General features: G+C 69.5%; 18 protein-coding genes. 10 read left to right on the top strand and 8 right to left on the bottom strand.

The genetic code is table 11. The features are described from left to right. Positions 1-469: 469 nt before the first annotated feature. Positions 470-1,687: a helix-turn-helix domain-containing protein gene (locus tag ABZ845_RS16815; protein ID WP_360979466.1), complete on the bottom strand. Its 1,218-nt coding sequence runs from the start codon at positions 1,685-1,687 to the stop codon at positions 470-472. Positions 1,688-1,848: 161 nt separating this feature from the next. On the opposite strand from ABZ845_RS16815, the gene ABZ845_RS16810 reads away from it, so the two are divergent. The 6 genes from ABZ845_RS16810 to cimA all read left to right on the top strand — a co-directional run bounded on the left by ABZ845_RS16810 (position 1,849) and on the right by cimA (position 9,722). Then, on the top strand, positions 1,849-2,775 hold the full coding sequence (locus ABZ845_RS16810; protein ID WP_360979463.1) for a proline dehydrogenase family protein: 927 nt from the start codon (positions 1,849-1,851) through the stop codon (positions 2,773-2,775). Positions 2,776-2,816: 41 nt separating this feature from the next. Continuing rightward, a complete protein-coding gene (pruA, locus tag ABZ845_RS16805; RefSeq protein ID WP_360979460.1) occupies positions 2,817-4,448 on the top strand; it encodes an L-glutamate gamma-semialdehyde dehydrogenase in 1,632 nt (543 codons plus the stop codon). A gap of 295 nt (positions 4,449-4,743) precedes the next feature. Further along, on the top strand, positions 4,744-4,875 hold the full coding sequence (locus ABZ845_RS16800; RefSeq protein ID WP_360979457.1) for a hypothetical protein: 132 nt from the start codon (positions 4,744-4,746) through the stop codon (positions 4,873-4,875). Positions 4,876-4,956: 81 nt separating this feature from the next. Next, positions 4,957-6,000: a 3-isopropylmalate dehydrogenase gene (locus ABZ845_RS16795; RefSeq protein WP_360979454.1), complete on the top strand. Its 1,044-nt coding sequence runs from the start codon at positions 4,957-4,959 to the stop codon at positions 5,998-6,000. Positions 6,001-6,306: 306 nt separating this feature from the next. Beyond that, positions 6,307-7,395: a branched-chain amino acid aminotransferase gene (locus ABZ845_RS16790; RefSeq protein WP_360979451.1), complete on the top strand. Its 1,089-nt coding sequence runs from the start codon at positions 6,307-6,309 to the stop codon at positions 7,393-7,395. Positions 7,396-8,117: 722 nt separating this feature from the next. After that, positions 8,118-9,722 (top strand): citramalate synthase, encoded by a 1,605-nt coding sequence (gene cimA / locus ABZ845_RS16785; protein WP_360979448.1) that lies wholly within the window; start codon positions 8,118-8,120, stop codon positions 9,720-9,722. An 86-nt stretch (positions 9,723-9,808) separates the two neighbouring features. On the opposite strand, the gene ABZ845_RS16780 is transcribed toward cimA, so the two are convergent. Beyond that, a complete protein-coding gene (locus ABZ845_RS16780; protein WP_360979445.1) occupies positions 9,809-11,680 on the bottom strand; it encodes a ricin-type beta-trefoil lectin domain protein in 1,872 nt (623 codons plus the stop codon). Positions 11,681-11,959: 279 nt separating this feature from the next. Here ABZ845_RS16780 and ABZ845_RS16775 point away from each other — a divergent pair, with 279 nt between their 5' ends. Further along, positions 11,960-14,998 carry a glycoside hydrolase family 3 N-terminal domain-containing protein gene (locus ABZ845_RS16775; protein WP_360979442.1) on the top strand — a complete coding sequence of 1,013 codons (3,039 nt, stop codon included), beginning with the start codon at positions 11,960-11,962 and terminating at the stop codon, positions 14,996-14,998. Between the two features lie 102 nt (positions 14,999-15,100). On the opposite strand, the gene ABZ845_RS16770 is transcribed toward ABZ845_RS16775, so the two are convergent. Beyond that, the gene (locus tag ABZ845_RS16770; protein WP_360979439.1) at positions 15,101-15,496 is read right to left on the bottom strand and encodes a hypothetical protein; all 396 of its coding nucleotides are present in this window, start codon (positions 15,494-15,496) and stop codon (positions 15,101-15,103) included. A 197-nt stretch (positions 15,497-15,693) separates the two neighbouring features. Between ABZ845_RS16770 and ABZ845_RS16765 the strand changes: the two genes are divergently transcribed. Next, positions 15,694-17,055 (top strand): hypothetical protein, encoded by a 1,362-nt coding sequence (locus ABZ845_RS16765; protein ID WP_360979436.1) that lies wholly within the window; start codon positions 15,694-15,696, stop codon positions 17,053-17,055. Positions 17,056-17,171: 116 nt separating this feature from the next. Here the strand turns inward: ABZ845_RS16765 and ABZ845_RS16760 are convergent, their stop codons facing one another. Continuing rightward, on the bottom strand, positions 17,172-17,780 hold the full coding sequence (locus ABZ845_RS16760) for a YceI family protein (RefSeq protein WP_360979433.1): 609 nt from the start codon (positions 17,778-17,780) through the stop codon (positions 17,172-17,174). 411 nt (positions 17,781-18,191) lie between these two features. Here ABZ845_RS16760 and ABZ845_RS16755 point away from each other — a divergent pair, with 411 nt between their 5' ends. Continuing rightward, the gene (locus ABZ845_RS16755) at positions 18,192-19,784 is read left to right on the top strand and encodes an acyl-CoA carboxylase subunit beta (protein ID WP_360979430.1); all 1,593 of its coding nucleotides are present in this window, start codon (positions 18,192-18,194) and stop codon (positions 19,782-19,784) included. A 57-nt stretch (positions 19,785-19,841) separates the two neighbouring features. Next, positions 19,842-20,036 (top strand): acyl-CoA carboxylase subunit epsilon, encoded by a 195-nt coding sequence (locus tag ABZ845_RS16750; protein ID WP_360979427.1) that lies wholly within the window; start codon positions 19,842-19,844, stop codon positions 20,034-20,036. Between the two features lie 269 nt (positions 20,037-20,305). Here ABZ845_RS16750 and ABZ845_RS16745 read toward each other — a convergent pair whose 3' ends face one another. From ABZ845_RS16745 to ABZ845_RS16730, 4 genes are all read right to left on the bottom strand, one after another. Beyond that, positions 20,306-20,887: an ATP/GTP-binding protein gene (locus ABZ845_RS16745; RefSeq protein WP_026248371.1), complete on the bottom strand. Its 582-nt coding sequence runs from the start codon at positions 20,885-20,887 to the stop codon at positions 20,306-20,308. After that, entirely contained in the window at positions 20,868-21,452 is a 585-nt protein-coding gene (locus tag ABZ845_RS16740) for a DUF742 domain-containing protein (protein WP_360979424.1), read from the bottom strand. The genes ABZ845_RS16745 and ABZ845_RS16740 overlap by 20 nt, the downstream gene beginning before the upstream one ends. A 96-nt stretch (positions 21,453-21,548) precedes the next feature. Next, positions 21,549-21,962 (bottom strand): roadblock/LC7 domain-containing protein, encoded by a 414-nt coding sequence (locus ABZ845_RS16735; protein ID WP_150472905.1) that lies wholly within the window; start codon positions 21,960-21,962, stop codon positions 21,549-21,551. 10 nt (positions 21,963-21,972) lie between these two features. Then, positions 21,973-25,185, bottom strand: a complete 3,213-nt coding sequence (locus tag ABZ845_RS16730; RefSeq protein ID WP_360979421.1) for a nitrate- and nitrite sensing domain-containing protein — start codon at positions 25,183-25,185, stop codon at positions 21,973-21,975. Positions 25,186-25,500 lie beyond the last annotated feature (315 nt).

The raw sequence follows: 25,500 nt of genomic DNA, 5'->3' as shown, positions 1-25,500 counted from the left end.
CGCCTGATCATCGACGCGCTGCGGACCCCCGTCGTCGTCACGCGCACCAACGCCAGACGATCTTCGGCACTCAACGCAACCGGATACTTCTTCTGTGAGGACACGGCACCCCTGCCCGGTCGAACGGAAACGACAAAGGGAGCTTGCCCGACCCCAACTCCACCAACCAGAACAATCCTTAGCCGCGACGATCTACTAGTGCCGCGGCAGGCAACGTTTGCCCGTTGAGGAGCGGCGTCATGGGGGTCCCCCCTGCTCGAGCGGAGCCGAGAGCTTGGGGGCGCGTGCTCTCGGCGTGCCGGCCGGAAGCCCTCGTACTGGATGTACTTGGGCTTTCGGCCGGTGCGGCGAGTGGGGGTACCCCCTGCTCGAAGAGCTTGGGGGAGCGTGCCGGGCGTCGCGACGGGGCGAACGTTGCCTGGTGCGGCACTAGTGTTGCCTGCCGCAGCACCAGGGTCCTTCGTTCGGATCAGGCCGGATCAGGGCCCTTGAGCCGCGCGCTCTTCAGCGCCATGTGCAGCAGCAGGCGGGCCTCGCCGTCGTCCAGGTCCAGGCCGGTCAGCTGCTCGACGCGCGACAGACGGTAGTACAGCGTCTGCCGATGGATGCCCAGCGCGGCGGCCGTGCGCCCGGCCTGCCCCGCGCAGTCCAGGAACACCTCCGCCGTGTGGGCGAGTTCGCGGTGGGCGGGGGAGAGCAGCGCGCGTACGGCCGGGTCCTGGCCGGCGTCGGGAGGGAGCGCGGTCAGCAGACGGTACGGCCCGATGGACGTCCACTCGGCCACCGGGCCCAGCCGGGGCTCCGCCAGCGCCGCACGGGCCGCCCCCGACGCCTCCTGCCAGGCGGCGCCCAGCTCGGCCAGGCCGAGGCGCGCATCGGCAACCCCGGCAGCGGCACGGGGACCCTCAGCCTCCCGCAGCAGCCGGGCGGCGGCGCCCAGCGCCGGAGTCAGCACCTGGGCCGAGCGAAGCCGCACCAGCACGGCCAGGCACTGGCCCTGCCCGTCCCACGGCACCGCGCACAGCGCGGTCGCGGCCGGCAGCGTACGGACGGAAGGCGCCTCGTCGGGGTCGTCCGAGGGCCAGGGGGCGACACAGACCACCGTGTGCAGCCCGTCGGCGCGTGTGCCGAGCGCGGTCCGCAGTTCCGCGAGCGCCATCTCCTGCTGCCAGCCCCGCTCCGCCGTGAGCACCGCGCGCAGCTCGCGCGTAAGATCCGCGCCGGCCTGCGCCTCGTCCGCGAGCAGCGCGCCGATTCGGGAGGCGATCTCCATGGCCGCCGACAGCTGCCGCTCGGAGGGTCCGGGCTCGTCGGCCAGCAGCCAGACATAGCCGAGGACGACACCCCGATGGCGTACCGGCAGACAGATTCTTCCCCGGTAGACCCCCGCCTCCGGAGTGGGCGGAATGCGCACGGGACCGGTGGCCCGCGCGATGCCGAAGCCCTCGAACCAGCGGCGCACCGCCGCCGTGGAGCGGCGGGTGAGGATCGAGCGGGTGCGCACCGGGTCGAGGGACGCGGCGTCGAACTCCCCGTCGCTGTCGTAGGCGGCGAAGGCGATCAGCTCGAAGTCGCGGTTCTCGAGGGTCGCGGGCGCGCCGAGCAGCGCCGAGATCTCGTCCACGAGCTCCTGGTAGTCGCCCCGGCCCGCCTTGAAAACATCCGCCACACGGGCATTCTCCCGCATTGTCCCACCGCTCTCATACAGATGTCTGAGATCCAGGGCACGGATGCGTGACAGCTGTCGGTGGCAGACCATCGGAGGGATCCTTAGGTTTCACGGTGGTTCTCCGTGCCGTACCCGAATCGTCGGGATTCGGCCTCCTGTTGCCCTTGTGGAGGTGCCCCGTGCTGGGTCCCGTGATTCTCGCCGCGTCGCGCAGCGACCGGATGCGCCGACTGATCTCGGCGGCGCCGGTGACCAAGCAGGTCGTAGACCGCTTCATCCCCGGCGAGACCGTGGACGAGATCGTCCCGATCATCGAGGACCTCACCGGCAAGGGCCTCGAACTCACGATGGACGTCGTCGGTGAGGACATCACGACCCCGGAGCAGGCCACGACGGCCCGCGACGCCTACCTGAAGCTGATCGGCCGTCTCGGGCAGCTGGACCTCGGCACGAAGGCCGAGATGTCGGTCAAGCTCTCCATGTTCGGACAGGCGCTGGAGGGCGGCCATGAGCTGGCCCTCGCCAACGTCCGCCCCGTCGTGGAGGCCGCCGCCGCCATCGGGACGACGGTCACGCTCGACGCCGAGGACCACACCACCCTCGACTCGATGTTCGCCATCCACGAGGAGCTGCGGAAGGACTTCCCGCAGACGGGCTGCGTGATCCAGGCCTACCTCTACCGCACCGAGGAGGACGCCCGCCGCCTTGCCGCGAGCGGCAGCCGCGTGCGTATCGTGAAGGGGGCGTACAAGGAGCCCGCGTCGGTCGCGTACCAGCAGAAGTCCGAGATCGACAAGGCGTACGTCCGCATCCTGAAGACCCTCATGGAGGGCGAGGGATACCCGATGATCGGTTCCCACGACCCCCGGCTGATCTCCATCGCACAGGAGCTCGCCCGGCGCGCCGGGCGCAAGCCGTCCGAGTACGAGTTCCAGATGCTGTACGGCATCCGCAGCGACGAGCACCTCCGGCTCGCCGCCGAGGGCCACCGCATGCGCGTGTACACCGCCTACGGCACCGACTGGTACGGCTACTTCATGCGCCGCCTCGCCGAGAAGCCGGCGAACCTCCGGTTCTTTGTCCGCTCGATGGTCAGCAAGGGCTGAGCCTCACACACACCGCTCAATCAAGGAGAGTTACGGATCTCATGGACGCTGTGACCCAGGTCCCCACGCCCGTCAACGAGCCGGTGCACGGCTACGCCCCCGGTTCGCCCGAGCGCGCCCGGCTGGAGGCCAAGCTCAAGGAGCTGGCCGAGAACCCCGTCGACCTGCCGATGACCATCGGCGGCGAGAAGCGCATGGGCGGCGGCGAGCCGTTCCAGGTCGTGCAGCCGCACAACCACAAGGCCGTCCTCGGCACGCTGCGCAACGCCACCCAGCAGGACGCCCAGGACGCCATCGACGCCGCCCTGGCCGCCGCCCCGGCATGGCGCGCGATGTCCTTCGACGACCGCGCCGCGATCATCCTGCGCGCCGCCGAGCTGCTCGCCGGCCCCTGGCGCGAGACCATCGCGGCCTCCACCATGCTCGGCCAGTCGAAGACCGCCCAGCAGGCCGAGATCGACAGCCCCTGCGAGCTGGTCGACTTCTGGCGCTTCAACGTCCACTACGCCCGCCAGATCCTGGCCGAGCAGCCCCCGGCCAACTCCCCGGGTGTGTGGAACCGCCTCGACCACCGCCCGCTGGAGGGCTTCGTCTACGCGATCACGCCGTTCAACTTCAGCGCGATCGCGGCCAACCTGCCCACCGCTCCGGCCCTGATGGGCAATGTCGTGGTCTGGAAGCCGTCCCCGACGCAGACCCACGCCGCCGTGCTGCTGATGCAGCTCCTGGAGGAGGCCGGCCTGCCCAAGGGCGTCATCAACCTCGTCACCGGCGACGGCGTCGAGGTCTCCAAGGTCGCCTTGGAGCACCGCGACCTGGCCGGTATCCACTTCACCGGCTCGACCAAGACCTTCCAGTACCTGTGGAAGACGATCGGCAACAACATCGAGAAGTACCGTTCCTATCCGCGTCTGGTCGGCGAGACCGGTGGCAAGGACTTCCTGGTCGCCCACCCGAGCGCCGACCGCGCGGTCCTCAAGACGGCGCTGACGCGCGGCGCCTTCGAGTACCAGGGCCAGAAGTGCAGCGCCACCTCGCGCGCCTACGTCCCGGCCTCCATCTGGAACTCGGGCTTCAAGGAGGAGTTCGCCGCCGAGGTCGACTACCTCACCATGGGTGATGTCACCGACCTGTCGAACTTCATCGGCGCCGTCATCGACGACCGTGCGTTCGCCAAGAACAAGGCAGCGATCGACCGTGCCAAGGAGGACCCGACCTGCACGATCGTCGCGGGCGGCTCCTACGACGACTCGGTGGGCTACTTCGTCCGCCCGACCGTCGTCGAGTGCACCGACCCCGAGAACGAGGTCTTCCGTACGGAGTACTTCGGCCCCTTCCTCGCCGTGCACGTCTACGAAGACGAGAAGTACGACGAGATGCTGACCCAGATGGAGTCGGTGTCGGACTACGCGCTCACCGGCTCGGTCGTCTCGAACGACCGCGCGGCGGCCGCGTACACGATGGAGAAGCTCCGCTACGCGGCCGGCAACTTCTACATCAACGACAAGTCGACCGGCGCCGTCGTCGGCCAGCAGCCCTTCGGCGGCGGCCGTTCCTCCGGCACCAACGACAAGGCGGGCGCCCCGCAGAACCTGCTGCGCTGGACCCTCACCCGCGCCATCAAGGAGACGCTGGTCCCGCCGACGGACTACACGTACCCGCACATGGGCTGACGCCCCACTCCGAGTACTGCCCACCGCCCCCGCCCCGGGTCCCGACACCCGGGCCGGGGGCGGTCGCATATGTGTCCGATATGTCCGGCTGTCTCAGATAGTAGGAAGTCCGAGTAACTGTGGAGACAGATGCGCGCTCCTGTCTTAGCGTTGTAGGAGCCGAACGTTTCGCTCGATCAAGCGAATGGCGGTCATGAGCCGGGCCCTGTGCAGGTAACCCCTGCGGCACCGCTCCCCGCCCACCGGCGTCTCCCCCTTTCCGTGCTCCCTGGTTCTTCGAAGGAGTCGATTTCCCATGGCCGAGACGACCGCCAGCCGCCGAGTCCGTCACGTTTCCCGTACCGCCGACACCGACCGCCGCAAGGCCGCCGCCGCACTCCAGCGCGCCCTCGACCGCCGTGACAACGGCGGCGAGACCGGCCACTGAGCGACACCCTGACGACGGCACGGCATGTCCGTATGGCGGACGTGCCGTGTCATCCCATGGGACAAGGAGTACGGTGCCGTCATGTCGCGCAGCATCAACCTCGCAGTGATTCCCGGTGACGGCATCGGCCAGGAGGTCGTGGCCCAGGGACTCAAGGTCCTCTCCGCCGCTCTCCCGCAGGATGTGAAGCTGGAGACCAAGGAGTACGACTTCGGCGCCCGGCGCTACCAGGCCACCGGTGAGACCCTCACCGACGCCGACCTGGAGCAGCTGCGGCAGCACGACGCGATCCTGCTCGGCGCGATCGGTGACCCGTCCGTGCCCTCCGGTGTCCTGGAACGCGGCTTCCTGCTCAAGCTCCGTTTCGCCTTCGACCACCACGTCAACCTGCGCCCCTCGAAGCTGCTGCCGGGCGTCCAGACCCCCCTGGCGGGTCAGCCCGAGATCGACTTCGTCGTGGTCCGTGAGGGCACCGAGGGCCCGTATACGGGCAACGGCGGCACCATCCGCACGGGCACGCCCCACGCGGTCGCGACCGAGGTCTCCCTCAACACCGCCTTCGGCATCGAGCGCGTCGTGCGCGACGCCTACGCCCGCGCACAGGACCGCCCCCGCAAGAAGCTGGCCCTCGTCCACAAGAACAATGTGCTGGTGCACGCCGGTCACCTGTGGACGGACATCTTCAACCGGGTGGGCGAGGAGTTCCCCGAGGTCACCACCGAGTACATGCACGTGGACGCGGCGACCATCTACCTCGTCACCCAGCCCGAGCGCTTCGACGTGATCGTCACCGACAACCTCTTCGGCGACATCATCACCGACCTGGCCGCCGCCATCTCCGGCGGAATCGGCGTCGCCGCCTCCGGCAACATCAACCCGTCCGGCGAGTTCCCGTCGATGTTCGAGCCCGTGCACGGCTCCGCGCCCGACATCGCGGGCCAGGGCAAGGCCGACCCGTCGGCCACGGTCCTGTCGGTCGCCCTCCTGCTGCGCCACCTCGGCCATGAGTCCGAGGCCGCCCGTATCGAGGAGGCCGTCTCCGCCGACCTCGCGGAGCGCGTGGGCAAGCCCGCCCGCACCACCGACGAGATCGGCGACGCGCTCGCCGCACGAGTAGCCGGCTGACCCGGCCGCGCTCACATCCACTGAGAACGCCGCCGGGTCGTACGACACCCGGCGGCTTTCGTGTGCCTTCGCCGGGTGGTGACTCTCTTCCCATCTCTGGCAATCCAAAAGGACCGCATTCGCTGCGTTTTCTCCCTTAAATCCCGGCGCGGTATGCCGCACGGGGGACCTCCGATCGGTTCCCCGCTTGCGATAATCGAACGAGGAGCCGCGATATGAGGGAATGCTCGGACGTCCATGCACCCGCCACGGGCGATACGGACGTGAGCGCGGCCCGTCTCCACAACCGGTGAAGGACAACCACACATGACGACGCCCACGATCGAGCTGAAGCCCTCCGCCAACCCGCTCTCCGACGCGGAGCGGAAGGCGATCCTGGCCAACCCCGGGTTCGGCCGCCACTTCACCGACCACATGGTGACGATCAAGTGGACCGAGGGCCGGGGCTGGCACGACGGCCAGCTCGTCCCGTACGGCCCGCTCTCCCTCGACCCCGCCAACATGACCCTGCACTACGCGCAGGAGATCTTCGAGGGTCTCAAGGCGTACCGCCAGCCCGACGGCTCGGTCGCGACCTTCCGCCCCGAGATGAACGCCCGGCGCTTCCAGCGCTCCGCCCATCGCCTCGGCATGCCCGAGCTGCCGGTCGAGATGTTCATCGAGGCGTGTGACGCCATCGTCCAGCAGGACCAGGAATGGGTGCCCGCGCACGGCGGCGAGCAGTCCCTCTATCTGCGCCCGTTCATGATCGCCACCGAGGTCGGCCTCGGTGTGAAGCCCGCCAACGAGTACCTCTTCCTGGTGATCGCCTCCCCGGCGGGCGCGTACTTCGCGGGCGGGGTCAAGCCGGTCTCCATCTGGATCTCCGAGGACCGTGTCCGCGCCGTCCCCGGAGGCATGGGTGACGCCAAGACCGGCGGCAACTACGCGGCATCCCTGCTCGCCCAGGCCGAGGCCGCGGCCAAGGGCTGCGACCAGGTCTGCTACCTCGACGCCGTGGAGCACAAGTGGGTCGAGGAACTGGGCGGCATGAACCTGTTCTTCGTGTACGGCAACAAGATCGTGACCCCGGCGCTGACCGGCTCGCTCCTGGAGGGTGTCACCCGTGACTCCCTTCTCACCGTGGCCCGGGACCTCGGTTACGAGGCCGAGGAGGCCCGGGTCTCCGTCGACCAGTGGCAGGCCGACTCCGAGAACGGCACGCTCACGGAGGTCTTCGCCTGCGGCACCGCGGCGGTCATCACCCCGGTCGGCACCGTTGCCCGTACGGGGGCGGAGTGGAAGCAGTCGGGGGGTGAGCCCGGGGAGGTCACCCTGCGGCTGCGGGAGGCTCTGCTGGACCTCCAGCGGGGTGTCCGTCCGGACGAGCACGGCTGGATGCACCCGCTGTCGTAACACGCCGCGCCGGGCGAGCGCGCGTCGTCACCTGCGGGTGTGTTGTGGTTGCTCGCGCAGTTCCCCGCGCCCCTTGAGAGCGCGCTTCGCGCGCATCCAGCGGGTGCCCTGCGGATTCTGCACGCGAAGCGAGCTGACAGGTTCGCGGGCAACCGCGCGACAGCCACGACGCACCCGCACTTTGCGACGCGCAGAAGCCCGGCATTCGGGGGCGCGGGGAACTGCGCAAAACCCCCACGCACCCGCGGGTGAGGACGGGCGGAGGCCGGTGATCGGGGGCGCGGGGAACTGCGCAAACCCTCCACGCACCCGCGGGTGACGACGGGCGGAAGCCGGCAGACAGGGGCGCGGGGAACTGCGCAACCCCCCAACGCACCCGCAGGTGCCAAGGGGCCGGACCGGGGGCAACCCCGGGCGTGGTCATGGGCGCCCGCATCCTGAGACACCGGTGAGCGCGGCAAGCGCCATGTGCCAAACTTCCCCCGTGCTCTCGTTCGCCATGATTATTGGCAGCAGGCGCGCCGGTCCGCAGTGACCGCCACGTACGACCACGTACGGGCGGCCACCGTCGTCCTCGACCCGCGCGCAGACCTCTCGCACCCGCGAGAGGTTTTTCGTTTTCTGGCCCACCTTCAGCCAGAAGGCTCGCGCGAGGGACCATGGGGGGATGGTGGAGCCGGTCATTCCGGTAGACCGAGATCCAACACAGGAGCCTTGAGACCATGACGGCAACCAGCGAGCTAGACGATTCCTTCCACGTCTTCGACACGACGCTGCGCGACGGCGCGCAGCGCGAGGGCATCAACCTCACCGTCGCGGACAAGCTGGCCATCGCACGGTACCTGGACGACTTCGGCGTGGGCTTCATCGAGGGCGGCTGGCCCGGCGCCAACCCGCGGGACACCGAGTTCTTCGCCCGCGCCCAGGAGGAGATCGACTTCCGGCACGCGCGGCTCGTAGCCTTCGGCGCGACCCGCCGCGCCGGCGGAAGCGCGGCGGAGGACCCGCAGGTCAAGGCGCTGCTGGACTCGGGCGCGCCGGTGATCACCCTGGTCGCGAAGTCCCACGACCGCCATGTCGAGCTGGCCCTGCGCACCACTCTGGACGAGAACCTGGAGATGATCCGCGACACGGTCGGCCATCTCACGGCGCGGGGCCGCCGCGTCTTCGTGGACTGCGAGCACTTCTTCGACGGCTACCGGGCCAACCCGGAGTACGCGAAGGCGGTGGTCCGCGCCGCATCCGAGGCGGGCGCGGACGTGGTCATCCTCTGTGACACGAACGGCGGCATGCTCCCCGCCCAGATCCACGCCGTCGTGTCGACGGTCCTGGCCGACACGGGCGCCCGGCTCGGTATCCACGCCCAGGACGACACGGGGTGCGCGGTGGCGAACACGCTGGCCGCGGTGGACGCGGGCGCCACGCATGTCCAGTGCACGGCGAACGGCTACGGCGAGCGGGTCGGCAACGCGAACCTGTTCCCGGTGGTCGCGTCCCTGGAGCTGAAGTACGGCAAGAAGGTGCTGCCCGAGGGCAGGCTCCGCGACATGACGCGCATCTCGCACGCCATCGCAGAGGTGGTCAACCTGACCCCCTCCACCCATCAGCCGTACGTGGGCCTGTCGGCCTTCGCGCACAAGGCGGGCCTGCACGCCTCCGCGATCAAGGTCGACCCGGACCTCTACCAGCACATCGACCCCGAGCTCGTCGGCAACACCATGCGGATGCTGGTCTCCGACATGGCCGGCCGCGCGTCCATCGAGCTCAAGGGCAAGGAGCTGGGCGTCGACCTCGGCGGCGACCGGGAGCTGATCGGCCGGGTCGTGGAGCGGGTGAAGGAGCGCGAGCTCCGGGGCTACACCTATGAGGCGGCCGACGCCTCCTTCGAACTGCTGCTGCGCGCCGAGGTCGCGGGCCGCCCCCTCAGCTACTTCCGTACGGAGTCGTGGCGGGCCATCGTCGAGGACCGCCCCGACGGCACCCACGCCAACGAGGCGACGGTCAAGCTCTGGGCGAAGAGCGAGCGCATCGTCGCGACGGCGGAGGGAAACGGCCCGGTGCACGCACTGGACCGCGCGCTGCGGGTCGCCCTGGAGGCGATCTACCCCCAGCTGGCCACCTTCGACCTGGTCGACTACAAGGTCCGCATCCTGGAGGGCAAGCACGGCACACAGTCCACGACCCGGGTGCTGATCTCGACCTCGGACGGCAAGGGTGAGTGGTCCACGGTCGGTGTGGCGGACAACGTGATCGCGGCGTCCTGGCAGGCGCTGGAGGACGCGTACACCTACGGTCTGCTGCGGGCCGGGGCCGAACCGGCGAAGTAGGCGCCGGGCAGCGGTCCGTGGCGGGATCCCGGAACCCGCCACGGGCCGTGCGTCCGGGCCCGACGGCCGCCGTCCCGGCCACCGCGCTACCGCATCTGCCACTTCTGGTTCGCCGCTCCCGTGCACGACCAGATCTGGGCCCGCGCCCCGTTCACGGTCGACTGGTCCGTCACGTCCAGGCACTTGTCCGCCGCGACGTCGACCACATCGCTCGTCGACGGGTCGTACGACCATCGCTGCGCCCCCGTCCCATTGCAGTCGTACAACTGGACCTTCGCCCCGTCCGCCGTGGAACCCCCGGACACGTCCAGGCACTTGCCCAGGGCCTGCACCGATCCGCCCCCCTTCACCGTCCACCGCTGGGCGGTCGTCCCGTTGCAGTCGTAGAGCTGTACCGCGGTTCCATCGGCGTTCGACGCCCCCGCCACGTCCAGGCACTTGCCCGCGAGACCCACGAACTCACCGGACCGGTCGCCGGCACCCGACTGCGTACCCGACCACGTGAACGTCGCGGACGTCCTGCCCGGCAGCGAGTACGTCGCATGCTGCGTCCCCCAGTCGATCGTCACCGTCCTCGCCGACGCCGAGCCGTTGTACGCGATCAGCGCCTTCGAGCCGTCCGGATTGCGCCAGGCCACGTTCGGCACGGTCGAACTCGGCGTCGAGGCGATGCGCTGCGCGCCCGGCCGCACGAACTTCGTCAGATGGCCCATCGTGTAGTACTCGATCGTGTAATCCACCGTCCCGCTGTGCGCGTCCCCGTTGTGCACGGTGATCAGCCCGCTGCACGTGCCGCAGCCGCCGTTGTGCGGGCCCCGGTTCTGGTCCACGGCGAGCGACCACTTCGTCACCGACTTCGCCCAGTTGCGCGTGTAGTCCACGATGTCGAGCATGTCCTCGCGTTGCTGGTCGGCGATCCAGGTGCCGCCCGAGTGTTCCGTGCCGAAGGCGTCCAGCTGTGGGTACTGGTTGTGGACGGTGGTCTGCTCGGCCACGTCACCGCCGTAGCCGTGCCAGGCGATCCCCCCGAAGTTCGGGTGGGAACGGATCGCCGCGTCGTCCACCGTCTGCGCCGCGTAGCCGCCGTACATGTCCCAGTTCCAGTCGTGCGCCAGCACCTTCGTGGACAGGCCCGCCGCCTGGAGCCCGGGCAGCAGGTCGTTCTTGGTGAAGTACGCGAGCCCGGAGGCGTTCCAGCTCATCGAGGGATAGCCCGAACAGCAGGTCGGCTCGTTCTGGGCCGAGACGTACGAGACGGGGATGCCCTGGTCCCGGTACGCCTGGAGGTATTTCACGAAGTAGGACGCGTACACCCCGTAGTCCTCGGCCTTGAGCCGGCCGCCGTCGAGCCGGCCGCTGTCCTTCATCCAGGCGGGCGCCGTCCAGGGCGTGGCCATGACCGTCAGCGAGGGATCGAGCCGGAGCGCCTGCTTCGTCAGCGGGGCGACGTCCGCGAGGTCATGCGCGATCGAGAACCGTGTCAGGTCCGGGTCGCTCTGCCCGGCCGGCATGTCGTCGTAGGTGTAGCCGTAGCGCGCCAGGTCCGAGGCGCCCATCGGGTTGCGCAGGAACGACAGCCCGATCCCCTCCGCAGGCGAGAACAGCTTGCGCATCGTGGCGTCCCGGGTCTGCTGTGAGAGCGCCCCGCTGCTGTTCATCAGCCAGGCGGCGGAGTCCGTGAAGGACGCCCCGCCGCCGGTGAACGTCTGGTACCCGGTGTTCTCGTCGACGGTGATGTTCTCGCCTGCCCCGCTGCCGCCCGGCTGGAAGGCGAACGGGGTCTGCGCCTGGAGCCCCCGCACGACATGGCGTCCGCCGGTGTCGTCGGTCGTGGTCAGCCAGGCCGTGATCTGCTCCTGGGCGGCATGCGCGGCGGGCGCGGTGCCCGTGAGGGTCAGTCCGGCGGTGGCCAGCAGTCCGGCGAGAAGCATGCGTGTCGCGCGTGGGGGAGTTCTCATGGAGCGCCGCCCTTCTGGGGGTGGGGGATGGGGAGGGAGGCGTGCGAGGCGTGAGTAAATGACGGCGGCCGGGGCCCGTCAAGGGGGCGTGCGTTCAGATTCTGAAGAGACAACGCCCTTGACTCAGACGGGACTTGTGTCTGTACCTGTTCTGACGTGAAGTCTTGACGGTTCGAGGGCACCCCAGTTAACTCACGCCGTGATCTAAGTCGTAAGTCAATTGAGCCGATCACGGAGACCGCTGAATCCAGGAGACCGCTGAATCCAGAGGGAAGGTCCATGCGAAGAACCGCCCTGCTCGCCTCCGCCGCCCTGCTCACCGCCCTGATCCCGCTGACCGCCGTCGGCACGGCGTCAGGTGCCGGCGAGCCGCCCCCGGTGCCCGTCGACCGCTTCGAGGGCGAGGTGCCCTTCGCGGGCCAGCCCGCCGACGGCATCTTCACCTGGGGCAGCGACGCCGACGACCCGCCCACGCTGCATCTGGCCGACCGCGCGGACGCCCCGGAGGGCGCGAAGGTGCTCACCGGCACCTACGACATCAGCGGCTACGGCGGCTTCACCCACGACTTCGCCGCGGGCGTGCCCGCCCATGACTGGTCGGCCCACAAGGGCATCCGCTTCTGGTGGGACGGCCAGGACAACGGCAAGAAGGTCGCCTTCGAGATCAAGGACGGCGGAGCGAACGGCGAGGCGTCGGAGCTGTGGACGACCTCCTTCACCGACGACTTCACCGGCTGGAAGCAGATCGAGATCCCCTTCGCCGACTTCGTGTACCGCACGGACTACCAGCCCGTCGGCGGCATCGACCACGTCCTCGGCCTGACCCGGATGTGGGGATACGCCGTCACCCTCCCGGTCGGGGTCAAGGGGCAGTTCGCCATGGACGACGTCGAGCTGTACGGCGCGGCCGACCAGTCCCTGCGGGCCTCCGTCACCACCGACGCCGCCGTGTACCCGGTCAAGGGCGGCGGCACGGCCCGGGTGAAGGTCTCCGTGGCCACCACGGGCTCCGCCCCCATCGACGACCCTGTGACCGTCACCTACGAGACGGTCGGCGGCACGGCAGCGCCGGGCAAGGACTACACCCCGGTCACCGGCACCCTCACCTTTCCCGCCGGAACGGCCTCCGGGGACACCCGCACGATTGAGATCCCCACCCTCAGGGACAAGGCCGCCGCGCCCGCCCGGACGATTCCGCTGAAGCTGACCGTCACCGGCGCCAAGGCCCCGGCCGAGAACCCCCAGGTCGTCATCGACGCCCACGGGCTGCCGTATCTGGACAGCCGGCTGCCGGTGAAGAAGCGCGTCGCTGACCTCGTCTCCCGGATGTCCCTGGAGGAGAAGGCCGGTCAGATGACCCAGGCCGAGCGCGCCGGGCTCACCTCGGGGGGTGACATCGCGGGCTACGCCCTCGGCTCGCTCCTGTCCGGCGGCGGTTCGACCCCGACGCCCAACACCCCCGATGCCTGGGCGCGGATGATCGACTCCTTCCAGCTGAGGGCGCAGGCGACACGGTTCCAGATCCCGCTCATCTACGGCGTCGACGCTGTCCACGGCCACAACAACCTCGCCGGCGCGACGATCATGCCGCACAACATCGGCATCGGGGCGACACGAGATCCCCGACTCGCCGAGAACGCAGGTGCGGTGACGGCCAGTGAGGTCCGCGCCACCGGCATCCCCTGGGACTTCGCCCCCTGCCTGTGCGTCTCCCGTGACGAGCGCTGGGGCCGCAGCTACGAGTCCTTCGGCGAGGATCCGGCGCTCGTCCAGTCGATGGAGACGGTCATCCAGGGTCTCCAAGGACGCTCCGACGGACGGGACCTGAGCCGGAACGACAAGGTCCTCGCCACCGCCAAGCACTTCGTCGGCGACGGCGGCACGGAGTACGGCTCGTCCACCACCGGCTCCTACACCATCGACCAGGGAGTCACCAAGGTCACCAGGCAGCAGCTGGAGGCCGTCCACATTGCCCCGTTCCGGACCGCCGTCGACCGTGGAATCGGCTCGGTCATGCCCTCGTACTCCTCGCTCGACATCATCGGCGACGGACAGGGGCCCGTGAAGATGCACGCCCGCGCCGACATGATCAATGGGGTCCTGAAGGGCCGTATGGGCTTCGGCGGCTTCGTCATCAGCGACTGGAACGCCATCGACCAGCTCCCCGGCGACTACGCGTCCCATGTCCGCACGGCGGTCAACGCGGGCGTGGACATGATGATGGTGCCGTACTCCTACAAGGACTTCACCTCGACGCTGATCAGCGAGGTGAAGGCGGGCCGCGTCAGCGAGCAGCGGATCGACGACGCGGTCTCCCGCATCCTCACCCAGAAGTTCAAGCTGGGACTGTTCGAGCACCCGTACGCCGACACGAGCGGTGCCGCGCGGATCGGCTCCGCCGCACACCGGACCGTGGCGCGCCAGGCGGCGGCCGAGTCCCAGGTGCTGCTGAAGAACGCGAACGGTGTCCTGCCGCTGAGGAAGACCCAGAAGGTGTACGTCGCGGGGTCCAACGCCGACGACCTCGGCAACCAGACCGGCGGCTGGACCATCACCTGGCAGGGCGCGTCCGGCACCCACACCCAGGGCACGACCATCCTCCAGGGCATGCGCAGGGCCGCCCCGGACGCGACGATCACCTACTCCAAGGACGCCTCCGCCCCCACGTCCGGCTACGACGTCGGAGTGGTCGTCGTCGGCGAGACTCCTTACGCCGAGGGCGTCGGCGACGTCGGCAACGGCCATGACCTCCGGCTGTCCGCCGCCGACCAGGCCGCGGTGGACAAGGTGTGTGCCGCCATGAAGTGCGCGGTACTGATCGTCTCCGGCCGTCCGCAGCTCATCGGTGACCGGCTCGGCTCGATCGACGCGCTGGTGGCCTCCTGGCTGCCGGGCACCGAGGGCGACGGCGTGGCCGACGTCCTCTACGGCAAGCGCCCCTTCACCGGCCGGCTCCCGGTCACCTGGCCCAGGTCCGAGACCCAGCTGCCGATCAACGTCGGCGACACCTCGTACGATCCGCAGTTCCCCTTCGGCTGGGGCCTGACCACGCTCACCCACGTGCCGCAAGGAGGTACGGCGACCCTGATGGCCCTCGGCCGCGCCGCGGCCGTGGCCGAGAGGACACACTCGGCACGGGCGGGAGAGGAGATCGTCGCCAGGGCCCGGCTCCTCGTCCAGCAGAAGGCGGGATCGGGTCCGGGACCGGGGATCACGGAGGCGTTCGCCAAGCCGTTCGCGGACGCGGACCATCTCCTCCTGACCGCAAAGTACGCGGCAGCGGTGGAGATGCTGACCGAGGCGTACCGGGCGGCGTAGGGCGCGAGTAAGACGCCGGGCGCCATTGGACCGGGGCCACTGGGACTGTCCAGTGGCCCCGGTCGATCGGCTCGGCGACCAGCCTCACCGACGCGGCGCGTCTCAGTTGACGCAGCCGGTGACGGGTTGGGGGCTGAGGAGGCAGTTGGTGGGAATGTTGCTGTCGAACAGGTTGAAGCCGTTCGGGTCGCGGCGGATGGTCGCGTTGTTGCCGTGGATGATCAGCGGCTGCCTGATCGTCGGCAGTGAGCCGTCGGCGTCGGTGAGGGTGTAGACGCAGTACGACGTCAGGACCAGGGTGTCGCCCGAGCCCGCGTTGGCGTTGTTGATCGCCGTGATCAGGTCCCCGTCGAACAGGCCACATTCGTCACCGCATACGCCGGGGCCGTCGCCGCCCCCGCGAGCAGTACCCCCGCGGCCACGGCCGCCCCGACATGCTCGCCTCGCCGCCTCATCCCGCTCTTTCGGTGCCCCGTGCTGCCCGGCTCCGACTCGCACGGATCGCGCATGCGGATCGGCGGCGTAAATATAAACGGGATATATCGGAAGCGGGGCTGACATTCCGGCCTCACCGTCGGATCGTCATCCGGTCGGCCCACACCGGTGACGGGGATCCACCGGCTCAAGGCCGGTGCCGCCCGGCCGCGAGGGGCCGGGCGGGCGGTCGAGGGGAGCCCTCGGGTAGCGTCGAACATATGAGGGCAGTACTGATCCGCATCTTCGCCGTACCGCTGATGGCCCTGGTCATGGCGGCACTGACGGTCCTGTCCACCGGCGCGCCCAGCGCGCACGCGGACACCGGTGTCTCGGCCGTCGCCGCGGCACTGCGCAAGAGTCCGGTGTACGTCGATCCGGCCGCCTCCGGGCAGCTGTCCACCGCGGACGCCGATGCGCTCGCGAACAAGATCAAGAACGCGGACAAGCCGGTCTTCATCGCTGTCCTGCCCGCCGGCTACCCGACGCAGAACCTGTTCGCCGACCTGCGCACGGCCACCGGCATCACCGGCCTTTACGGCGTCCGCCTCGGTGACCGCTTCGACGCGCGGGCCGACTCCTCGGTCATGCCGCGCACAGCGGTGCGGAACCTGGTCGCCAGTGTGCGGGGCGAGTCCGCCAAGGCGCAGCTGAACGACTTCACCGACCGAGCCCTCGCCAATCTCCGGGGCCACGCCCCGTCCAGCTGGGGCGGCTCCGGCGGGGGCCATGGGGTCTCCTCCGCCGGGCTGATCACCGCCGCCGTCGTGCTCGTGGCCGCCGGAGCGGGCGGCTACGCGCTCGTACGCCGCTCCCGGCGCCGGCGTGAAGAGGAGGAGCGGGCGGCGCTGGAACGGCTGCGCGTGGTGGTCGACGAGGACATCACCGCGTTCGGAGAGGAACTGGACCGGCTGGACTTCCACCCGGCGGAGCCGGGCGCGGACGACGCGATGCGCGCGGACTACGAGCGGGCCCTGGACTCGTACGAGCGGGCGAAGTCGTTCATGACCTCGGCGCAGCGTCCCGAGGACGTCAAGGCCGTGACCCAGGCCCTGGAGGACGGACGCTTCTCCCTGGCGCTGCTGGCCGCCCGCCGCGAGGGCAGGCCGCTGCCGGAGCGCCGGGCTCCCTGCTTCTTCGACCCGCGCCATGGACCGTCCGTCGCCGACGCGACCTGGACGCCCCCGGGCGGCGCCCCGCGCCAAGTGCCGGTCTGCGCGGCGGACCAGGCTCGGCTTGCCGACGGCCGTGACCCGATGATCCGCGAGGTGGACACGGACTACGGCCGCCGCCCGTACTGGGACGCGGGCCCTGCGTACGCCCCCTGGGCGGGCGGCTACTTCGGTGGAGGCATGCTGCCCGGGCTGCTGGTCGGCACCCTGCTGGGCAGCGCGCTGTCCACCCCGGCGTACGCCGCCGACTACGGGTCCGGCTACGGCGACTTCGGCGGTGGCATGGACGGAGGTACGGGCGGCGATCAGTCCGGTGCGAATTTCGACCCCGGTGACTTCGGCGGCGGCTTCGGTGACGGGGGAGGGGACTTCGGCGGGGGCGACAGCGGCGACTTCGGCGGAGGCTTCTGACCCGCCGCCTCACCGGGCCGGACGGCAAGCGCCCGCCCTTCGCACAGGGGTGGCGGGGGGCGGGCGTGTTCCGGGCCGTGCGGGACGGGGGCGCACGGTCGGGTGAGCGGGCTGCGTCAGGCCTGCTTGATCGCGGAGATGTCGAAGACGAGCTTGATCTTGTCGGAGACCAGCACGCCACCCGTCTCCAGGGCCGCGTTCCAGGTCAGGCCCCACTCCGAGCGCAGCAGCTCCGCCTTGCCCTCGAAGCCGGCGCGCTCGTTGCCGAACGGGTCCTTGGCGACGCCGTTGAACTCCAGGTCGATGGTGAGCGGCTTGGTGGTGCCGAGGATCGTGAGGTCGCCGGTGATCCGGTAGTTGTCGCCGCCGAGGGCCTCGGTCCTGGTGGAGCGGAACGACATCTTCGGGTGCTCTTCGGTCTTGAAGAAGTCGGCGCTCTTCAGGTGGCCGTCGCGGTCGGCGGAGCCCGTGTCGATGCTGTCCATCGTGACGTCGATCGAGGCATTGGACTTCGCGGGGTCGGCGCCGTCCAGGTGCAGGCTGCCCTCGAAGTCGAGGAAGCTGCCCTTGACGTTCGTGACCATGGCGTGGCGGGCAACGAAACCGATCGTGGTGTGCGACGGGTCGACCGTGTAGACACCGGAGAGCGCGGCGAGCTCAGGGTTCACCGTCGCGACGGAGACGCCGGCGGTGTCGTTGTTGTTCTTGCGGCCGAAGATTCCCATGAGGTGCTCCTTGAGGGGACGGGTGCGGGCTATAGATGTTCAATGTTCAACGACATCAACACGACCGACCGTAGAGGCATTCCATTCAAGTTTCAACATTTTTGGGAGGGTGTCGTCCGCGTCACGTGATCCCGTGAGGGTGTGGAAGCATGGGGCGGTGGCCGTCCGGGCCGGTGCCGTGAAGCCGCCGTTCGGGGTTCCGTGTCACTCCGGGGAAGGCATGTGCGCCCCGGGAATGCGAGGCGTCTTCCCGCCGGGTGCGTTGTAGGGCCTCCACAACGCGCGGGCCCCCTGAGCAGTCAGATCGGCTGCATCCGGGTTGGGTTCTGTTCAGTGGTACCAGGAAAACGGGCCGGAGACTGTACGGAGTCGACGGCCCGCTTTGCTCGGCTGACTTCGTAAGGTCGCTACATGACCGTTTTGGATGAGGCTGTAGGTTCCGGGAGTGAGCCCACGGATGCGCGCGGGCGGGTCGCCGAACTGCACGAGATCCGTGCGCGGGCCCTGGCCGGGCCCAGCGAGAAGGCGACCGAGGCGCAGCACGCCAAGGGCAAGCTGACGGCGCGGGAGCGGATCGAGCTGCTCCTGGACCCGGGATCCTTCCAGGAGGTCGAGCAGCTGCGCCGCCACAGGGCGACCGGCTTCGGCCTGGAAGCCAAGAAGCCTTACACGGACGGTGTGATCACCGGCTGGGGCACGGTGGAGGGCCGTACGGTCTTCGTCTACGCCCATGACTTCCGCATCTTCGGTGGCGCGCTGGGCGAGGCCCACGCCACGAAGATCCACAAGATCATGGACATGGCCATCGCGGCCGGGGCGCCGCTGGTGTCCCTGAACGACGGCGCGGGCGCCCGTATCCAGGAGGGCGTCAGCGCGCTCGCGGGTTACGGCGGCATCTTCCAGCGCAACACCAAGGCGTCCGGTGTCATCCCGCAGATCAGCGTGATGCTCGGCCCGTGCGCGGGCGGCGCGGCCTACAGCCCCGCCCTCACCGACTTCGTCTTCATGGTCCGTGAGACCTCGCAGATGTTCATCACCGGCCCGGACGTGGTCAAGGCCGTGACCGGTGAGGAGATCACCCAGAACGGGCTGGGCGGTGCCGATGTGCACGCCGAGACCTCGGGCGTCTGTCACTTCGCGTACGACGACGAGGAGACCTGCATCGCCGAGGTGCGTTACCTGCTGTCGCTGCTTCCGCAGAACAACCGGGAGAACCCGCCCCGGGCGGAGTCCGCGGACCCCGTCGACCGGCGTGGCGACGCCCTGCTTGACCTGGTCCCGTCGGACGGCAACCGGCCCTACGACATGGCCAAGGTCATCGAGGAGATCGTCGACGACGGCGAGTACCTGGAGATCCACGAGCGCTGGGCGCGCAACATCATCTGCGCCCTGGCCCGTCTGGACGGCCAGGTGGTGGGCATCATCGCCAACCAGCCGCAGACCCTCGCCGGAGTCCTGGACATCGAGGCGTCGGAAAAAGCTGCGCGCTTTGTTCAGATGTGTGACGCTTTCAATATCCCGCTGATGACCTTCCTTGACGTCCCGGGCTTCCTTCCCGGTGTCGACCAGGAGCACGGCGGGATCATCCGCCACGGTGCGAAGCTCCTCTACGCCTACTGCAACGCGACCGTGCCCCGGATCTCCCTGATCCTGCGCAAGGCGTACGGAGGTGCCTACATCGTCATGGACAGCCAGTCCATCGGGGCGGACCTCACCTACGCGTGGCCCACCAACGAGATCGCCGTGATGGGCGCCGAGGGCGCGGCCAACGTGATCTTCCGCCGTCAGATCGCCGGCGCGGAGGACCCCGAGGTCATGCGGGCGCGGATGGTCAAGGAGTACAAGTCCGAGCTCATGCACCCGTACTACGCGGCGGAGCGCGGCCTGGTGGACGACGTCATCGATCCCGCCGAGACGCGCGAGGTCCTGATCAAGTCGCTGGCGATGCTGCAGTCCAAGCACGCCGACCTGCCCTCGCGCAAGCACGGCAACCCCCCGCAGTAACCGAGCGGACCCAACGCGGCAACCCCGCGGACCTCTTCCTCACGGAGACTGACATCCATGAACACCCCTGATATTCGCGTCGAGAAGGGCCACGCCGAGCCCGAGGAAGTCGCCGCCATCACGGCGATCCTTCTGGCGCGTGCCGCCGCGCAGGCGCCTGCCGCTCAGATCCACCGTGGTCGTGCGAAGGCCGGCTGGCGGCGGCTGGAGCGGGAGCCCGGGTTCCGGGCGCCGCACAGCTGGCACGGCTAGGCTCCGCCTGGGGCCGTTGATCGACTGCCGGTTCGTCGTGGCTTGTCGCGCAGTTCCCCGCGCCCCCAGGAGATGCGCAGTTCCCCGCGCCCCTTGGAGACGCGCCGGTCCCAGCTCCCTGAAGCAAGCCGTTCGTGCCCCTGAAGGCAAGTTGAAGGGCAAGGCCCCCTCCGCCTACGGAGGGGGCGTTGCCCTTTAGGGACGGCGATTGTGCGCCAAAGGGGCCCCTCCCGGCGGGAGGGGCCCCTTTGCGACAAACCTGGCCTACGCTACCGGAGCCGGGCCATCAGGGCGTGCTCCACCAGCGTGATCAGGGCGCTCTTGGCGTCCGCGCGGTGGCGGGCGTCCGTGGTGATGATCGGGGTGTCCGGTCCGATCTGCAAGGCCTCGCGTACCTCGTCGGGGTTGTACGGCTGGTTTCCGTCGAAGCCGTTGAGGGCGATGACGAAGGGGAGTCCCGAATTTTCGAAGTAGTCGACGGCCGGGAAGCAGTCGGCGAGACGGCGGGTGTCCACCAGGACGATCGCGCCGATGGCGCCGCGGACCAGGTCGTCCCACATGAACCAGAAGCGGTCCTGGCCGGGGGTGCCGAACAGGTACAGGATCAGGTCCTGGTCCAGGGTGATGCGGCCGAAGTCCATGGCCACCGTGGTGGTGGTCTTGTCCCCGGTGTGAGTGAGGTCGTCGATGCCTGCCGAAGCTGACGTCATGACGGCCTCGGTGCGCAGCGGGTTGATCTCCGAGACGGCGCCGACGAACGTGGTCTTGCCCACGCCGAAGCCGCCCGCCACCACGATCTTCGCGGACGTGGTGGAGCGGGAAGGACCGCCGCTAGAGCTTGCGAAGTCCACTGAGCACCCTTTCGAGCAGTGTCACGTCTGGCTGGCCGCCGGCGTTCTCGTCGCCGCCGGGCTGATGAATGGCGACCAGGCCCGCCTCCGCCAAGTCGGCGACGAGGATCCTGGCCACGCCGAGAGGGATCGTCAGGAGGGCCGAGACCTCGGCCACCGACTTGATTTCCCGGCACAGATGGCAGATCCGCTGATGTTCGGGCAGTTGGCCCTGCATCTGATGCGGCTGCGCGGTGGTGTGCACCAGCGCTTCGATGGCGAGCTGGTAGCGGGGCCTGGTGCGACCGCCCGTCATGGCGTACGGACGCACCAGGGGGTTGTTCGACGACCCCGTGGGCGCCGGTTCGGGTGCGCGGCGTTGCGGCTGCACGGGCTGGATGCGGGGTGCCGGCGGCTGATCGTACGGCGAGGGACCGGGGCCCTGGGGGCCCTGGGGCGCGTACGGCTGACGCCGCTGGCCGGGCGCGGAGGGGAAGTTGTACAGGTTCTGCTCACCCTGACCCTGACCCTGGTTGGGGCCGTAGGACCAGTTGCCCGCAGACGAACCACCTGGGGGTGTTGCCACTTTCTCTCCTCCTCCGACTGCGCCGGGCATCCGTCCCGTGGAAGCCGCGTCCCGAAACCTTACGGCCCCGGGACGCCTCCACGCACTGTCCGTTTGTTAGTTGAGAAGGCTTCCCTGAAGCTCCGCACGGAGGTCCGGAGTCAGGACCGTACCGGCACGGTCGACCAGAAGGGCCATCTCATACCCAATGAGGCCGATGTCCGCCTCGGGGTGTGCGAGAACCGCGAGCGAGGAACCGTCGGAGATGGACATGAGGAACAGGAATCCCCGCTCCATCTCCACAACCGTCTGGTTCACGGCGCCGCCCTCGAAGATGCGGGAGGCACCCGCGGTCAACGAGGTCAGACCGGAGGCGACAGCGGCGAGCTGGTCGGCGCGGTCGCGCGGAAAACCTTCGGACATAGCCAGAAGGAGTCCGTCGGCGGAGACCACCACCGTGTGGGACACCCCAGGGGTGTTGTCCACGAAGTTGGTGATCAACCAGTTCAGGTTCTGTGCCGCCTGGCTCATCGGGCTCACACTAACGCTCCTGGTTGTAGGTGCTGTCAGGACCGAAGCCCTGGCCGTTCGTTTCACTGCCTGCGTTGCGCCCTCGCTGAACGCCCCGGCGCAGGTTGCTCAGCCTGCCCCGCACGTCCTCGGGAGCGCGGGAGACCTGTGGGCCTCCCTGCGGGGTCGTCTCCGCGGCGCCCTCGATCAGGTTGGCCTTGGGCACCCGTCGGGGCAGACCGGAAGAGGTGACCCCGCCCGCCTTGGGTTTCCGGAGCTGCGAAGCCTGCTGCCACCGCTGATCGTTAGCGGAGCGCCAGTCGTCGCCCGGCTCCGTGGCCGGAGACGGCTCCTGCTGCACGGGCTGCGGTCGGCCGGCGGAGCCGCTCGCCGCGGAGCCGCGGCGGGGCAGACCGGCGTCGGTCAGATCGTGGGCGGCGGAGGAGGCCGGTCCCGGACGGTCGAAGCCTACGCGGTCCCGCTCACTCGCGTCAGGAGCCTGCCTGGATTCCGTATCCGGAGCGTAATCGGCACGGTAGGCGCCCTGGTAGCCGCTCTGCTGCGGCCAGTCGTCCTCGTAGGACGGCTGCTGGGGCCCCTCGAAGGCCGAGAACGACCCGGAGGCGGCGGCCTGGCCCGCGCCGCGGCTCTCCGGGGCCGGCTCCGCGTAGGCGGGTTCCGGGTAGCCGCCGTTCGGCGGGAAGGCGTCGCCCTGCGGCAGACCGCCGTTCTGCGGGTAGTACGTCTCGTCGTACGTGGACTGCTGGTTGTACGCCGTCTGCTGGTCGTAGGACGTCTGCTGCTCGTCGTACGGCTGCTGGTCGCTGCCGTAGGCGGGCTGCTGCGCGCCGAACCCGTCCTGGTACGACTGCTGCTGGTCCTCCTGCGGACGGCCCTGGCCCTGCGCCTGCGCCTCCAGCGCCGCTCGGCGCCCCTCGCGCATCAGCGAGCGGCCGACGGGGTCCAGGTCGCGGAGGTCGTCGGGGACCTCGGTGTAGCGGCTGTCGTCGAAGCCCAGCTCCGCCGCCGTCCGCATCGACTGCCCGTCGAAGCTCTCGGCCTGGAACGTCTGCTGCTGCGGGATGATCTGGGAGACGGTGAACTCGTCGCGCTCCACCGGCTGCTCGCCGCCACCACCGTGGGTGATGGCGTCCGGGAGCATGACCAGCGAGGTCGTGCCCGCCTGCTCGCCGGAGGGGCGCAGCTGGACGCGGACGCCGTGCCGGTCGGACAGCCGGCCGACCACGAACAGGCCCATGCGCTGGGAGATCGCGACGTCCACGGTCGGCGGGTTGGCCAGCTTGTGGTTGATGTCCGCGAAGTCCTCGGCGGTGAGGCCGATGCCCTTGTCGTGGATCTCGATCATGACGCGGCCGTCGGGCAGACGGGTCGCGGTGACGCGGACCTTGGTCTGCGGCGAGGAGAACGTGGTGGCGTTCTCCAGCAGCTCGGCGAGCAGGTGCACGAGGTCGGTCACGGCGCGGCCGTGGATCTCGGCCTCCGGGACGCCGGAGAGCTCGATGCGCTCGTACTGCTCCACCTCGGAGGAGGCTGCGCGCAGCACGTCGACCAGCGGGACCGGCTGGTCCCAGCGGCGGCCGGGCTCCTCACCCGCGAGGACGAGGAGGTTCTCGCCGTTGCGGCGCATACGGGTCGCGAGGTGGTCCAGGCGGAAGAGGTTCTCCAGCTGGTCCGGGTCGGCCTCGTTGTTCTCCAGGTTGGTGATCAGGGTCAGCTGGCCCTCGATCAGCGACTGGTTGCGGCGCGAGAGGTTGGTGAAGATCGCGTTGATGTTGCCCCGCAGCAGGGCCTGCTCGGCGGCGAGCCGCACGGCCTCGCGGTGGACCTGGTCGAACGCGCGGGCGACCTCGCCGATCTCGTCCGTGGAGGAGATCGGGATGGGCGCGACCCGGGTGTCGACCCGGCCGGGGTCGGTGCGCGAGAGCTGGTCGACCAGCATCGGCAGGCGCTGCTCGGCCACGCCGAAGGCGGCGTTGCGCAGCTGGCGCATCGAGCGGCTCATCTGGCGGGCCATGAGACCGGCCAGGATGAAGGCGGCGAGCAGGGCGACGACGACGATGCCGCCGGTGACGATCGCGGACTGCTTGGCGTCGTCGGCGATGCTCGAGGCGTCCGACACGGCCTTGTCGGCCAGGTCCGACTCGATCTGGCGGTAGGCGTTGTACTTGAGCGTGTTCACCGCCCACCAGTTCTGGGGGGTGACGCCGTGCTGCGCGAGCCCGGCGACCGCCGTCTGGGTCGGGGCCTCCAACGTGGCCAGCTGGGCGACCATGTCGTCCGGCGGCGGGACGTACGTCTCGCCCTTCTGCCGTGCCTGGGCGGCGGCCTGCTCGGCGAGGTTCTTGGCGTCCGCCTGGAGCTTCGCCTTCGCGTCGTCCAGCTTCTGGCCGTCGGCCTCGGTGCCGCCGCCGATGTACTCCTCGGAGGCGATGCCCTCGAGGTAGGCGTAGGAGGACAGGGCCACTCGCTGCTTGCCGAAGTCTTCGGCGCCGGGACCCGGCTTGACCAGCAGGTGCATACCGATGGAGCGCTCCAGGGAGAGCGCTGCCTTGGTGAGCGAGATGGCGTAGACGGTGCGGCCGTAGCTGGTGATGTTGCCGGTACCGAGGCCCAGCTCGTTGGCGAACTCCATCAGCGGGTGCGCGACCCCGACGTAGCCCTCCTCGGTCGCGACACCGTGCTGCTTGGAGGTGTACGCGACCTGGCGCAGCGCCGGGAGCTGCGTCTCGGCCTTGCGGAAGATCGACAGGCGCCGCTCCAGGCCCGCCTTGTGGGGCATGTTCTTCGCGGCCTGGTCGAAGGCAGCCGCCGCCTTGTCGGTGGCGGCCCTGACGTTGGTGACCGTCGACTTGTCCTCGGCCGACTCGTCCTTGCCCTTCAGGAGCGGCGCCGCGGAGACGTCGCGTTCCTGGTAGAGCGCGTCGGCGTAGGACAGCGACGCCTGGACCAGACGGGCGGTGTTCTCCGCGTCCTGCGCCTGCTGCCAGGTGTCGATCGAGCTCTTCACCTGGAAGCCGCCCATGACGAGGCCGACCAGGACGGGTATGAGCAGGATCGCGTTCAGCCTGGCCGGCACCCGCCAGTTGCGGGGGGAGAAGCGGCTACCACTGGGCGGGAGCGCAGCCGGCTCCGGTCCAGACACTTGTGCGGATGCCGCTCCGCGCGGCGGCGGGGTGAAGTTGCCCCGTGCCGACGGCTCGGGACCGTTCTTGCTTCGCCTCACTCGACCAACAACCTCTCGGCGACGGCACCTACGTCGTGCCGCGGTGTCTCCAGAGCCCTGTCTGAGACATGTACGTCCTTGACTCCTGGGCAGTTCAGGCATTCCAGCACGTCAGCCTGCTGATGCCAAACACTCGGAAGCGCACATTCCGCTGACACGAACCACCAGATAAAACGGTCATAAAGAGCGAGCCCCGCCAAAAGGCGGGGCTTTTGTGAACACAGCGGCACCACTCGACCGCGACGCGTGTCGGTGCCTCTGGATATCTCTTTCGAAACGTTATGAACAGCGGAGCCGACCGTGTCAAACGCCACA

It is taken from the genome of Streptomyces sp. NPDC047022 (assembly GCF_040644155.1).
Lineage (GTDB): Bacteria > Actinomycetota > Actinomycetes > Streptomycetales > Streptomycetaceae > Streptomyces.
The sequence above is the reverse complement of the archived record's forward strand: the minus strand, read 5'-3'. Positions and strand labels throughout refer to the sequence as shown.

Coding starts and splice junctions, on each gene's coding strand:
- ABZ845_RS16815 (WP_360979466.1), bottom strand. CDS start 1,687: ATGCGGGAGAATGCCCGTGTGGCGGATGTTTTCAAGGCGGGCCGGGGC.
- pruA (WP_360979460.1), top strand. CDS start 2,817: ATGGACGCTGTGACCCAGGTCCCCACGCCCGTCAACGAGCCGGTGCAC.
- ABZ845_RS16800 (WP_360979457.1), top strand. CDS start 4,744: ATGGCCGAGACGACCGCCAGCCGCCGAGTCCGTCACGTTTCCCGTACC.
- ABZ845_RS16795 (WP_360979454.1), top strand. CDS start 4,957: ATGTCGCGCAGCATCAACCTCGCAGTGATTCCCGGTGACGGCATCGGC.
- ABZ845_RS16790 (WP_360979451.1), top strand. CDS start 6,307: ATGACGACGCCCACGATCGAGCTGAAGCCCTCCGCCAACCCGCTCTCC.
- cimA (WP_360979448.1), top strand. CDS start 8,118: ATGACGGCAACCAGCGAGCTAGACGATTCCTTCCACGTCTTCGACACG.
- ABZ845_RS16780 (WP_360979445.1), bottom strand. CDS start 11,680: ATGAGAACTCCCCCACGCGCGACACGCATGCTTCTCGCCGGACTGCTG.
- ABZ845_RS16775 (WP_360979442.1), top strand. CDS start 11,960: ATGCGAAGAACCGCCCTGCTCGCCTCCGCCGCCCTGCTCACCGCCCTG.
- ABZ845_RS16765 (WP_360979436.1), top strand. CDS start 15,694: ATGAGGGCAGTACTGATCCGCATCTTCGCCGTACCGCTGATGGCCCTG.
- ABZ845_RS16760 (WP_360979433.1), bottom strand. CDS start 17,780: ATGGGAATCTTCGGCCGCAAGAACAACAACGACACCGCCGGCGTCTCC.
- ABZ845_RS16755 (WP_360979430.1), top strand. CDS start 18,192: ATGACCGTTTTGGATGAGGCTGTAGGTTCCGGGAGTGAGCCCACGGAT.
- ABZ845_RS16750 (WP_360979427.1), top strand. CDS start 19,842: ATGAACACCCCTGATATTCGCGTCGAGAAGGGCCACGCCGAGCCCGAG.
- ABZ845_RS16735 (WP_150472905.1), bottom strand. CDS start 21,962: ATGAGCCAGGCGGCACAGAACCTGAACTGGTTGATCACCAACTTCGTG.